Raw genomic sequence first — 13516 nt, 5'->3', positions numbered from 1 at the left:
AAAAGAGTCTCATTAGGAGCAAGGTATGAGCGACTGGTTTATCATTAACAGCAATGCACTGCGACTGGGTGCTTTTATCGGTTTATTTATATTATTAGCCGTGTGGGAACACTATCAGCCAAAACGACCGCTAAGCGTTTCTAAACTGCAGCGTTGGGGCAACAATATTGCGATGGTGATGTTGAATAACCTCACGCTAAAACTACTGATGCCATTTCTGGCTATCGATGCCGCCTTGTATGTCCAGCAACAGCAATGGGGATTAGTCTCCCTAATAGCTGACACAGACCTTATGACAAGTTCGTTCATCGTTATTTTAGCCGTAATACTGCTTGATGCTGCCATTTATTTTCAACACCGCTTATTTCATAAAGTACCTGTTTTATGGCGTTTACATCGTATGCACCACAGCGATCTTGATATCGACCTCACCACCGCGATCCGTTTTCATCCCATCGAAATTGTGTTATCTATGCTGATCAAAATTACCGTTATTATTGCACTGGGTGTCCCTGTGATAGCCGTGGTATTATTTGAAATGTTATTAAATCTGACGGCAATGTTTAATCACAGCAATATTAGATTACCAATTAAGGTCGACCATTACCTGCGCTATTTATTAGTGACCCCCGATATGCACCGAGTGCATCACTCAATCAATGGCCGTGAAACTAACCGTAACTTTGGCTTTTGCTTACCCTGGTGGGATCGCTTATTTGGCAGTTACCAAGCGCAACCTACATTAGGTCATCAAAAAATGCAGATCGGTTTACCGTATTTTCGTGACGCTAAGGAATACCAAATACAGAATATGCTAACGCAACCGTTTAGAAATAAATAAACGATATTGAATATCCAATTTAAAATAATACTAAAGACAACATTCAAAGGTACGCATGACGTGACTCATTCTATAAACAATTCAAATTCGGCTGCAACGATCTCTAACGATGACGCACGTAAACTCAGTCGCAAAGTGACCGCGGATATAGCAACAAAACAACTCGATGAAATTTTTATCGACAATAACGTCTCTATCGATGTGCAAATTGCGGTAACAGAATACCAAGGTGAAGAGCCTACACAGTATTTTGAAATATTAACAACTCACCTACGTCCTGCTTATTTACGTGTGATAACAGAGTCACTGCAAACACAAAATTTAGCAGCGTTAGATGTTAATAGCCATTATCTTAAGCTCAGTAAAACCCATAAAAACATGCTGGAAACGTTAAAACAACAAGACCAATATAAACAGCTAAATGATACCCAGATTATTGAACTAGCCTTGTTAGCTTTATTAAGACGTTAGAAAGGTTAAAGGATTAAGACATTAACGCCGTAAAACGAAAAAGCCCTGCAAGTTTGAATAAACTAATACAGGGCTAACGTTACACTTTATATCGATTACGACGTTGGGATGGTAGTAACCATTACAATTAACGGTTTATGGACAAGCAGTTTCTAATACATTTGCCGTTAATGTAGGGCGGGCTCGAAACCAGTTTAAACCACTGAAATCCGGACCAGTAATGTACGAAGATACTTGCTCTGCACACCAAACACCCGCTTGCTTCTTATCTAAAATAGCTACATCACTGACAAAACAACTTACGAGCTCTTCGTCTCTGTTTGAAGCATTTGATGACGAGGTTGAGGTAACCTGACAAGCAATATATTCAGGTAACTCAATCACAGGGGCAAATACTTCGACACTTTCCGAATAGCTGTTTTCAATACCTTCTTCTGACGTCACTGTTAACTGTATTGTATATATACCTGCATCAGCAAAGGTAAACGTCGGGTTAAATGCACTCGACGCACCTAAGCTATCGAAATCCCATGCATAAGTAGTAATAGGACTTGTTTCATTGGCAGCGTCAGCGGTAAAGTTAACCGTAAAACTTGGTAATTCAGCTAATGCATCAGACGTAAAGCTCACCGTCGGTGTAGTCGGTTCTATCGCAGGATCATAAGCAGTAACGTCTTTACTGTTACTTGCAGTCGTACCATCACTGCCGGTTACATCTAATCTCACCGAGTAAGTGCCACCAGCGGCATAAGAGTGAGAAGGTGAAGCAAGTGCAGACGATGTGCTATCACCAAAACCCCACAAATAGTCAGTAATACTGCCGTTGTCTACACTGGTTAAATCAGTAAACGTAACGTCTAAATCAGTAACAACCGAACTAAAGTCAGCCTGCGGATTCACCGGGTCGATTACATTATCAGTAACAGTCACCTGATAACTCACAGTAGCTGTTTTATTACCCAGCTCAGACGTAATATCTAAGGTCACATCATAATCACCAGAGGCGCTGTAAGTATGTGATGGTGAAGCAAGTGCCGAGGTATTACCCGGTGCTACATCGCCAAAGTTCCAACTGTAATTGGCTATGGTATCGTTAGCCACAGCCGAGCTATCAGTAAACGTCACCGTTAAGCCATCGGGACTATAAGTAAAGTCAGCCGTTGGGTTACCAGGTATTTTCGCCACGCTAACATCACGCGTAATACTGGTACTGCCGCCGTCTTCAGTAGTAACAGTAAGTAGCACGCTATAGGTATCAGCCACTGTATAAGTATAAACTGGATTGATAGCAAAGCTAGCTGCTGAATCATCACCAAAATCCCACTGATAACTGTCTATTGGGCTATCAGTACTGGTTGATGTATTCGTGAAAGTAACTTTAAGATCATCTTTCGCTGTGGAAAAATCGGCAGTGATGATCGGCGAACTCAGTTCCTCAGTATCATCCGAGTCACTCATACAGCCAGATAATGCCCCGAGTGTCATTACGAGTAATAATTTTTTCATTATTCAGTCTCCTCGATAGTAACAAATCCTGGACAATCAACTTCTTCATCAAAGCCTGCTGCAGTGATTGTCACTTGAGCACTAGAGGAGCACGGTATAATAAAATTACTGTCTGCAAGTTGGACATCAATCCCGTTTAGATCGAGATCCCCTGATTCATTAATGTTCATCTCAACAACACTATTCGTGACATTAATAACGCCAAGTACGTTTTTATCATAACTTGTGGTTGTGACTTGAAGTTGTGCGATAGCAACAGTGCTCGCACTCATCAATGTCATTGCAAGAAGCAACTTCTTCAACATAATAAATATCCTTATTTAATTTTACGATGACTTGTTCCATTTGGATGATGAACAATCCTTATTCATCCGCAGCAAAGACTAACATTTACAATAAAAACAAAAGTGCTAACGACAATTAGCCAGTATGAGGAGGATAAAATAAGAAGTATGAGATATGCTATTTGGGGATGAAATGGTAGACAGTGACAACAAGGCATAACGAAAAAACAGCCTCAAACTAAAGTCGTAACCCGACCACGTTCGGCATTTATATAACAAGGTTGAAAATGTGAACCTTCGCGTTAAATGAGGTCGCTATGCCAGCTTAACTACTAACATAACGACATAAATAGAATTATTACTTCAATTTTATGACTTGAAGTATTAACTATTAATCTGACGTACTTGCTTTAAATACTTAAGCCAACCTTTCGCACTTGCTGATGGCGCAAGGTGCTGGGCTAACTTCGCATGGGTAATCGCACGATCAAATTGCGCTAATTTATAATACGCACGGACTTTCGCTAATTCCATCGCCGCTTGTTCCTTGTTACTTTTATCTTGTTTAATTTGCGGGTGTTTTAACTCCACAAGCGCCGATTCATAACGCCCTTGTTGTAACAATAATTGTGCAAGTGGCCAACGATATTCAGCTGCGCCATTTTCTGACAAGCTAATAACTTCACGCCATGTGCCAATGGCTTTATGCCATTCTTTTGCCATCTGCCAATATTGTGCTTGTTCGGCTAACAGTTTTTGACGCTCGTTTTTATCCGTAATATTAGCCGCTAATAGACCTAATTCATGTGCAGCTTGCGCTGGAATACCTTGTTGTGCGTAAAGCTGCGCTAAAGTGCGGCGCTCTGCAACGCTTAATTCCAGTCCTTGACGCTGCGCTAGGATCAAGGTAGTTAAGGCTGCTTGTGGCTGCGAGATACGCAGTTGCAAACCAGCAAGCTGCTGCCACCATAATAACTTATCGGGTTCAACGGCAATGATACGGTCTAACGTAGTAATCGCTGCAGGCCAGCGTTGCAATTGTGATTGTGCGGTCAGTTGTAAATTTAATGCCTGAACTTGATCACCTTGGGTATTTAACCCTTCGAATGATTGCACAGCGCTCAGTACCTTATCCCATTCACGCAGCTGATAATGAGTTTGGGCGATACGTAACCAAAGTTCAGTAAACGCTTTGATCTTAATATCAGATGATTTGTTATTACGTTTAGCTATCTTATTACGATTTTCATCAGCTTTGAGCTGCGTATTAACCAGCACGCCATCGAGTAACGCATAGTTATTCACCAGTCCGTAATAATGCGGTAGCGCCTGCTTATACTGCTGCTCGCTAAGCAAGATATCCGCAACCATACGCTGCGTCACCCAAGTCTGCTCAGTGGGTAATAACTGACTCTCAACGGCCAAGGATAAGTATTTAATCGCTTGCTGCGTATCTTCTTGTTGCCAATGAAATATCCCTAATACGCGATGTACAAAAGCTTGATCGTACGCTTGTCGTGGGGTCAGCTCAGTTAATAACTCAATAGCATCGCTATAACGATCTTGTTGTTGCAATGCTTGTGCGGCTTGGACCTTGCCGGCAATAAACTGCGTTAATTGCGGCGGGTTTGCATAAGCTGATGATGTAAACAAACACATTAAGACGAATAACAACGTGCTTTTTAGCTTTGTTTTATACATAGTTAGCTTGGTTTTATACATAGTTAGCTTGGTTTTATAAATAGTTAAGTAATTAATCATCGCTCTAATTTAAACTCCAAAGTAACCGTCTGATTAACTTGCATCATGGCTTTTCCCGCTTCCAACTTGGGCTGATACTTCCATTTTCTTAATGCTTTTACGGCCGATCTTTCAAATAAACGTCTTGGTTTCGCATCCATCACTTTGATATTAATCGGACGACCCAAGGTATCGATGGTAAATGACATTTTCACCCACCCTTGCGCGCCTTGTTTCATCGCTCGTGATGGGTAACGCGGCTCAACACGATACAAAGGCATCGCTTGCTGATTAGCACTAAACTCGCCTATCGCAGGCAAACCAATTTCGACACCAATACCGGCCATATCAATACCAAGTACCGGCATATCGGGTAAGGCTAACGACTTAACCTCAGCATTCGCCACTGGCACACTGTCAGTTGGTGGTGGTGCGTTTTTAGGTTGCTCTGGCAGTGCGCGCTGGCGACGATTAACATCACGTTCTTGTTCAACCATAACGATATCGAACGCTTGCGCGGTCGACTCTTCAGGTTTACCTGTATTGCCGTTATCGACCATCCACGCCATTAACGTAAATAAACCTAAGGTCACAGCAAAAGCCAAAGGGATGGCCAATAAAAAACGTAACATTAAGACTTCTCCACCGCCAATGCGATACCACTCACACCCGCGCCGTTCGCCGCGTCCATGACTTTAACCACAGTACCGTTAAACGCATGCTCATCGGCTTGAATAACCAAAGACGCGTCAGGTTGCGACAACAATAAATGCTCAAGTGTAGCTTGTACTCGCTCTACATCTACCATGCGTTTATCAATAAAAATATCGTTGTTCGAAGTAATAGCAATAAAGATACCGGCACCCGCTTGGCTAACCACGTTACTGGCTTGCGGACGGTTAACTTCAACCCCTGATTCACGTACAAACGAACTGGTTACGATAAAGAAAATCAGCATGATGAATACAATATCTAACATCGACGTCATATCAATTTGAGCATCTTCACGTGCAGCTGAACGGCGATTAAATCTCATGCGCTTTCCTTAATAAATAGTCTGTCTTAATAGATGGTCTTAACTGTTTTTCTAATTTGTTATAACGGGTATCGCAAGCTTTAGTTAATCGAGCATGGGCAAACATACCGGCCAGTGCCGCGACCATGCCCGCCATTGTCGGTAAGGTCGCTAATGAAATGCCCGCTGCCATTAACTTAGGTTCACTGCTACCTAATGTCGCCATGACATCAAATACACTGATCATGCCGGTAACCGTGCCTAAAAGCCCTAACATAGGGCAGATAGCCACTAACACTTTTAAAAAATTAAGGTTCTGTTGCAGCGCTTGTTTCGCCTGCAATAACCAGCCACCACGAATAGCGTGAGCATGCCATGATTCTTGCTCTTTACGAGCATGCCAACGCGCTAACAGTTGGCGTTGCAGTGCAGGAAAATAACCGTACAAATATAACAAGCGTTCCATGACACAAAACCAACACAAGATAACAACAGCCGCAAGCCAATACAGAATTGGCCCGCCTTGTTGCATAAAGTGATTGATGCTGTTTAGCCAATCCGCAAAGGTAATATCAAAGTCCATGCGATTAACCTGCGTGTTGGGTGAGCGTCGCACTTGCAACTGCAGCGCTGTTAACGGGCGAGCTTTTAACTTGCGGACTGTTCACTTGCGAGCTTTCAACCGCCGCAATGGCTAACTTTTCAGCTTCTTCAGCGACGAGGCTAATGCCCTGTTTCTCTAACGTATCGCGAATATTATCCGCTTGCGTGCTTAGCATGTTATGCGCCAGTAATAACGGCATCGCCGCAACCAAACCTAATACAGTCGTGATCAGCGCCATTGAAATACCACCCGCCATCACTTTCGGATCGCCATTACCGAATTGAGTAATCACTTGGAATGTTTCAATCATACCCGTCACCGTGCCCAGCAGACCTAGCATAGGTGCTAGAGCGGCCAGCAGTTTCAACATAGACAAGCCTTTTTCTAGCCCTTGTTGTTCATCAACGACCACTTCCATCAAACGTAACTCTAACGCTTCGGTACTATGTAGTAAGGCTGATTTAGCCTTGCTATCCACATACACTTGTAAAATACGCCCTAATGGGTTATCCCCTATCACGCTAGGATCCGCTAATTGCTGCTGGATTTTACGACGAGCAAGCACTAACTTGATACCTTGTATCAGCGCGATGAATAAACCAACCACCAATAATGAAATAATCACGTAACCGACAGTGCCACCATTTTCTAAACGGTCTTTTAATGTTGGGGTATTTTCTAATTGCGCGAGCATCAAACCACGAGATGGGTCAAGAACAACCACATTTGCAACGGTATTAGGTGCAGATAGATTGGCCGAGGTTGGTCCATTTTGAGGTTGTTTTAGATACGCAGTAGCGGTTTGCGTCTCGCCATTCCACGCTAAATAACCTTGTTCACCGACAAGGCCAATGCTGCCCAGACGTACGGCCGGTTTATCCGCTAATTGCCCTGCGCCATCAATAACAGCCACATTCACTGTTTTAACATCACCACTGGCGTTAATTTGCTCGGCTAATGCTGACCATAAACCAGTGAGTTGCACCATTGACGGTAAGGTTCTAGCTGCCACAATATCAGCAACAACCGGTGCAAACGTCGCACTATCAATAGCCGTGACGGCCGTATTAATTTCACTGCTTAACTGTTTCGCCGATTGGCGTACCACACCAAATAGCTCACCTAAGCTACCGGTTTCTAAACGTAGACGCGTTTCTTGCTTGGCTAATAGTTCTTCATTGCGAGTAAACTGTTGGCTTAGTGTTTCGGTTTCATTTTGCAATTGGCGTTGTGTTGTTAATAACGTTTGACGCAATTGCTTAATTTGTTGTTCTGTTAATTTAAAACCCGCTTCGCGTTGCTTTAACGCTGTGATTAATTGCTTATTATCTTGTTTAGTGTCGTTGAGTAATGTTGCGCTGATTACTGCAGCTTCATTGTTGACAACGTCATCGTTCGCCGCTAAAGACTGTGCGCTAAAGGTTAATGCGCCAAACATCAGTGCTTGTGCTAACAGTGCTTGTGCTAAAAGTGATTTCGCTTGATTCATTGCAATAAATGTTTTCATTGAGCATTACCTACATTTTGTGCCGTTGTCACAGGAAGAGAAATTAAGCTTGGGGCTATTTGTTTATTGGCCATTTTGAAGGCTTTATCGATATCCTGAGTCTGCTCTGTGATCGTCACCCACTCCTGACGTTCGTCATGCCACTGCCAGTAATTTTCGCTGTCGAGACTACGCGCCACAAAGGCAATACGGCCCAGATGCAACAAATCAACGGTGATAGATTGCCCTGATGACGCCAATCTAATTTCGCTTTGGTAGACACCCAATTTAGTGCCGTAATCGATCTCGATTTGATAAGCTTCTAGGATACGACGGTATTTTTCAGCATCACTGACATTAGCCTGTCCCATCATGGTATTTAACTTTTCTAACCTTGCTAGGCGTTGCTCTTTCTTAATTGGTTTACCGGTATTGATAATGTCATCGAGCCCTGACAGCATCTTGTACATCAATGGCACTATGCCTTGGCGGGTACTTTTAATACCCTGAAGTTGTTCGTCTAAACTCTTTAACTCTTGATTTTGATTGTTGACTAATTTGGCAAGATGGTCGCGATATACAGCTAAGTTGTCGACTTCTTCTTGTAAACGTTCTATTTCTGCTTGCATGCTTAAAGTACGATCGGCACTGTTATCAATTTTATGCTGACTGTGCGCCGCCTTATTATTCATTTTTTCAGTCAGTGCTTGGGCATCATTAAGCGCTTGTGTGCTGCCATTCGTTTGCGCAATCGCAACACTGCTAAACGTAACACTGCTCAATGCTGCAGCGAGAACAAGAGAGTAAGTTTTATTTTTAAGCATAATTAATCTACATTCGAGTTAAAATTAAAAAAGGAATAAAACCACAAAAAGCAACAACCGACATCTATGGGATCCAAGAGTCGATTGCTGCTGTTTATGCAGGTTTAGCTATTTAGCTTGAGCACGTATTTACTTAGCATATAGTCACTTAGAATATAGCCGCTCAGCATATAGCCACCTGTGTTCTTAGTAACGTAATTGGATTGAAGCCATGTAGTTACGACCTTCACCGATGATAGTTTTCTTTTGGCTACCACCCGCTAGGTAATCCGTATCAAACAGGTTTTCGATGTTGAAACGTACTACAAGGTCCATGTCTTTATCATAATTAATCGTGTGCGCAATACCGGTATCAAAACGTGTGTAAGCGTCTTTTTTGTAAGTATTTTTCTCATCACCAAAACGTTCACCAACATAGATAGCACCTAAGTTTACATCGGTGTTGTTAGCAAAAGAGTAACGGCTCCAAACACTCGCAGAGAACTCTGGTACATCAGCAGGGCGATTGCCGTCAATAGCTGCATCAAACTCATCATGAATTTCTGCGTTTAAATACGTCATTGAACCACTAAGTGACACAGCTTCAGTCACGTACCCCATAGCGCTAAATTCAGCACCACGGTGAACTTGTTTACCCGCTTGTGTTGTTTCTGTTTGAGTACCACTGATATCTTGAGAAATCACAATGTTTTCTTGTGTGATATCGAAGATTGCACCCGATAGAAGCAGTTGGTTGTCCATTAACTCCCATTTAGAACCAAGTTCGTATAACTTGCCTTTTACAGGATCTAACTCCATGCCATCGTTGATATCTTTTGAACTATTAACAGGATCTTTTGGTTCAAAGCTTTCAGAATAAGTTGCGTAAATCGAGCCGTTTTGTTTCGGATGATAAATCAATCCTAATTTCGGTAATACGTTGTTATAGGTATGATCTTCATTTACTTCACGATCGAAACGTAAACCAGCAAGTACTTGCCATTGGTCATTAATTGTAACCATGTCTTGTACATAGATACCGTATGAATCACGTTCAGTAATCGATTTACTCGGATCATTCTCAGCATTTGTACCGCTTGGCTTAGCAAATGGTTGACCAACAACACCCGTTAACTCATCGCTGCTTTCACTTAGTTTTGAATAGTAATAACCTAACCAGTTCGCACCGATTAACGTTTGATGCTGAACACCAAATGCATCGAATTCACCGACAAAATCAATAAACGCGGTATTAAATACCCAGTGATCTAGTCGGTCGTATACTTCATAATTAACTTCGCCAGTCGCTGGATTGTAACTTGTTGGGTCTGTAAAACTTTCTGTATCACGACGTCTGAAGTCTTGGTTGTTATAACCTAATTTCATATTCCAGTTATCAGATAGCTGCGCGGCGATATCAAAACCAGCATTTTCAACGTCATTTTCAATTGTTGACCACTGTGCATCCCAGATATGATCTTCGCCAAGTACAGGTTTACCATCAACAATATAAGCACCTGAATCTACGCTGCCGTTATCGTTAGTCTTATCGTAATGTACAGATACTGTTACTTTGTCATTGATGTCGTAATCAACAAATAGACCACCAACAAAACGTTCTGTCGACGGTGTACTACCATCGCTATATGAGCGTGATGAATCATAGCTTTGCTTAGACACAATCGCACGGGCACGTAATGTTTGCGCATCATTTAATGCACCACTTACATCCGCGGTTGTACGTGAATCATTGTTAGAGCCTAAATCTTGGCTGATATTCACTTGCGTTTCGTACGTTGGCTTTTTAGAAACCATGTTTACTAGGCCGCCCGGTGCTGATTTACCGTAAAGTAGGCCTGCAGGGCCTTTCAATACTTCAACACGCTCTAGCAGTTCAATCGGTTGACGGTAGTGCGACCAATGCTGTTTACCATCACGTAAGAAACCACTGCTACTTTCTAAATCAAAACCACGTAATTTGAACGATTCACGGTTACGGCTTACACCACCAGCAGAGATACTTGAATCATTCTTAAGTACGTTACCAAGTGTGCTTGCTCTTTGTTCATCAATTAGCTGTTCGTCAATAACAGTAACTTGTCCCGGTGTTTCAAGTTGTGTTGCTTCAACACGCATTGCAGTACTGTTGGTATCAACTTTATAGCCATAATCACGGCCAACAACTTCCATGTGCTCATCTGTTTCTACCGTTTCAGTAGAGTAAGCTGCTGGTGCTGCAAGTACCGTCGCAATTACGACAGCTAATCGAGTTTTACAAAACATATTCCGTTATCTCCGATTCATCTTTCATTAATTTAAATTTCACGCCTACTACAGTAGGTCGACTTGATGAACAGGATTCTAATTGATAATCATTACCATTTGCATCAAATTTACATTCTTTGCATTTGAAATGAAGCGAAAGATTAGTGCAACAGAAAGAGTGGTTAGTTATTGACCTAGTTGAGTCTTTATTGAATAGTAAAACGGCCTATTTCAGAGTGAAATAAGCCGTTTTTATAAAAACACAGTCATTAATAACCATTAAGGAATGGGAAAACGTAATTTTACCGTGACGCCATTATTTACATTAAGTTCCGCGGCCACTTCGCCGTGCATGATCAGCATCGCTTCCTTTACAATCGCTAGTCCCAGTCCATAACCACCCGATTGCTTGTTTCTCGCTTGCTCAATACGCACGAATGGATCAAAGACACGCTCTAATTGCTGCGCAGGTATACCAACACCATCATCGGTAACAATGACTTCAACAATGTTATCTTGCTGACGTACCGTTAAGGCAATAACCGCGTTTTCACCTGCATATTTAATGGCATTTTCAAGTAGATTTTTAACGGCCCTTAAACATAAGCGGCTGTCAGCAAGTACCATAGGAGTAGCATTATCTAATTCAACATTTAAAGTTTGTTGTGGTTTTAAATCGATTTCATTTTGCATTACTTGGATCTGACACAGAGATTCCAACTGAGTTGGCACCAGTGCCACGGATACATTCTCATGCTCTAAACGACTACATTCCAGTATTTCACTAACGAGATTATTCATTTCGGCTGATTCATTGTCTAATCTGTCTAATAACCCGCCTACTTCTTGCGGACAGCGTTTACGCAACAAATGTAAGATCAAACTGTGTCGTGCTAATGGTGTGCGTAATTCATGAGATACGTCCGTGATCAGTTTTTTTTGTTTGCTAATTAAACGTTGAATGTGTTCCGCCATATCATCTAGGTTTTGTGCCAGCTGATTGAATTCAGTCACACTGTTACCGACCTGATGCGAAGCCCTAATACTAAAGTCCCCCTCAGCAAGACCGCGACTCGCCGCCTGCAAACGATGCAAAGGCTGCTGTAAATGTCGTGCCAGTAACAGTGAAAATATAGCGAGCAGAATACTGGTGATCACAAATTGAATAGCGGCAAAGTAATAAGGGAAGTAACGGGCAGGATGTTGTTTATCAGAAAACTGCACCACCAGCTGATAACCTGATCGTAACGGCAAACCAATAACGGGCTTACTCACATGCTTTTCTAAAATGGTATCGAGTTGACGAATAAAACGCAGTTTAAATTTAAAATGCGGATGCATAACACGCGTACTGACTTCATCGAAATCATCATTAAGCACAAATAAATAACTCGACTGTGCCGCTTCCCATGCCGCAAGTTTATCGCGGTCTACATTACCTTCGCTGTCTTTACTATCCAGTAATAAATTCGCCTGTTCGGCAAGATCTAACATTTCAGTTTTAACAGTCGTTGGCAGATGCAGTAGTACCCGCACTAACGCCATTTCAGCGATACTTTGTAAACTGAGGATCAACACGAGGGTAATGGCAAAATAACTGAATAAACGAAACGCCAGTCCTTGGCGATCACCTAAAAAGAACCATTTTTTTGCGCTTTTTAAGCAATTCAACTTCATATAACCATACTACCGACATGCTCAAAAAAGCTATAACCTTTACCACGTACCGTTTTGATATGTAATTTAGACAAACCTGACTGCACCATCTTACGGCGGATATTGCTGATGTGCATATCCAGGTTACGGTCGAACGGGCATAAGTCTTTCTTTAATACTTGTTTTTGTAATTCGGCTTTCGATACCACAATTTCATGGCGAGAAACAAGGTATTCCAGTAATTCAGCTTCAGTGCCAGTCAATGACAAACGTGATAGCTGCGTGAGTACAGAACTCTCGCCACCCAAGTTTTGTCTTTGCTTTTCCAAACCAACACGGCGTAACATCACTTGAATACGGGTTAATAGTTCCGGTACGCTATAAGGTTTAGCAATATACTGATCCGCGCCAGCCTGCAAACAATCCAACATGGCACTTTCATCCGCCAACGCCGTTAGCATTAAAATAGGCGTAGCAAAGCGCTGACAAATACGTCTTGCCACTTGTAAGCCATTAATATTAGGCAACATGACATCAAGTAAGACTAAATCAACCGGTTTGGTCTGCATGTAATCAAGCGCACTTTCACCACAGTGCACGCTATGCACTTCATAGCCATCTTCGGCTAAAACTTCAGTTAGTAATTCACATAGTTGTATATCATCATCGACGATAAGAATTTGCGCCACAGCTTAAACACCCAAATAAAAACAATTCGTATTAGCATTTTAATGAAGATCTACGTTAAGTACAACAAACATTCGAGCTCACTTGATACAGATCAACAGCTAAAACTAAAAAAGCTTATTTTTACAGACTGTTAATATGATAAATTATTCATTTTC

General features: G+C 42.0%; 13 protein-coding genes. 2 read left to right on the top strand and 11 right to left on the bottom strand.

Translation table 11 applies throughout. The features are described 5' to 3' along the window. Positions 1–25: 25 nt before the first annotated feature. A complete protein-coding gene (locus tag A923_RS0117030) occupies positions 26–841 on the top strand; it encodes a sterol desaturase family protein (RefSeq protein WP_017222897.1) in 816 nt (271 codons plus the stop codon). Positions 842–901: 60 nt separating this feature from the next. After that, on the top strand, positions 902–1312 hold the full coding sequence (locus A923_RS0117025) for a hypothetical protein (RefSeq protein WP_017222896.1): 411 nt from the start codon (positions 902–904) through the stop codon (positions 1310–1312). A gap of 135 nt (positions 1313–1447) precedes the next feature. Here the strand turns inward: A923_RS0117025 and A923_RS0117020 are convergent, their stop codons facing one another. The 11 genes from A923_RS0117020 to A923_RS0116970 form a co-directional block, all read right to left on the bottom strand. Beyond that, positions 1448–2818 carry a PKD domain-containing protein gene (locus A923_RS0117020; RefSeq protein WP_017222895.1) on the bottom strand — a complete coding sequence of 457 codons (1371 nt, stop codon included), beginning with the start codon at positions 2816–2818 and terminating at the stop codon, positions 1448–1450. Then, entirely contained in the window at positions 2818–3123 is a 306-nt protein-coding gene (locus tag A923_RS0117015) for a hypothetical protein (RefSeq protein WP_017222894.1), read from the bottom strand. Before A923_RS0117015 ends, A923_RS0117020 begins: the two co-directional genes overlap by 1 nt. A gap of 363 nt (positions 3124–3486) precedes the next feature. Continuing rightward, positions 3487–4803: a tetratricopeptide repeat protein gene (locus tag A923_RS0117010; protein WP_237716236.1), complete on the bottom strand. Its 1317-nt coding sequence runs from the start codon at positions 4801–4803 to the stop codon at positions 3487–3489. A gap of 56 nt (positions 4804–4859) precedes the next feature. Then, positions 4860–5474 carry an energy transducer TonB gene (locus A923_RS0117005; RefSeq protein ID WP_017222892.1) on the bottom strand — a complete coding sequence of 205 codons (615 nt, stop codon included), beginning with the start codon at positions 5472–5474 and terminating at the stop codon, positions 4860–4862. Beyond that, positions 5474–5878, bottom strand: coding sequence for an ExbD/TolR family protein (locus A923_RS0117000; protein WP_017222891.1), 405 nt, complete (start codon positions 5876–5878; stop codon positions 5474–5476). The genes A923_RS0117005 and A923_RS0117000 overlap by 1 nt, the downstream gene beginning before the upstream one ends. Continuing rightward, a complete protein-coding gene (locus A923_RS0116995; RefSeq protein ID WP_017222890.1) occupies positions 5868–6440 on the bottom strand; it encodes a MotA/TolQ/ExbB proton channel family protein in 573 nt (190 codons plus the stop codon). The genes A923_RS0117000 and A923_RS0116995 overlap by 11 nt, the downstream gene beginning before the upstream one ends. Positions 6441–6444: 4 nt before the next feature. Beyond that, the gene (locus A923_RS0116990) at positions 6445–7968 is read right to left on the bottom strand and encodes a MotA/TolQ/ExbB proton channel family protein (protein ID WP_017222889.1); all 1524 of its coding nucleotides are present in this window, start codon (positions 7966–7968) and stop codon (positions 6445–6447) included. Further along, positions 7965–8771 (bottom strand): DUF3450 domain-containing protein, encoded by an 807-nt coding sequence (locus tag A923_RS0116985; RefSeq protein WP_017222888.1) that lies wholly within the window; start codon positions 8769–8771, stop codon positions 7965–7967. The genes A923_RS0116990 and A923_RS0116985 overlap by 4 nt, the downstream gene beginning before the upstream one ends. A gap of 186 nt (positions 8772–8957) precedes the next feature. Then, on the bottom strand, positions 8958–11033 hold the full coding sequence (locus A923_RS0116980) for a TonB-dependent siderophore receptor (protein WP_017222887.1): 2076 nt from the start codon (positions 11031–11033) through the stop codon (positions 8958–8960). Between the two features lie 261 nt (positions 11034–11294). Then, positions 11295–12692 carry an ATP-binding protein gene (locus A923_RS0116975; RefSeq protein ID WP_017222886.1) on the bottom strand — a complete coding sequence of 466 codons (1398 nt, stop codon included), beginning with the start codon at positions 12690–12692 and terminating at the stop codon, positions 11295–11297. Continuing rightward, positions 12689–13360 (bottom strand): response regulator transcription factor, encoded by a 672-nt coding sequence (locus A923_RS0116970; RefSeq protein WP_017222885.1) that lies wholly within the window; start codon positions 13358–13360, stop codon positions 12689–12691. Before A923_RS0116970 ends, A923_RS0116975 begins: the two co-directional genes overlap by 4 nt. Positions 13361–13516 lie beyond the last annotated feature (156 nt).

The organism is Moritella dasanensis ArB 0140, from assembly GCF_000276805.1.
GTDB lineage: Bacteria > Pseudomonadota > Gammaproteobacteria > Enterobacterales > Moritellaceae > Moritella > Moritella dasanensis.
The sequence above is the reverse complement of the archived record's forward strand: the minus strand, read 5'-3'. Positions and strand labels throughout refer to the sequence as shown.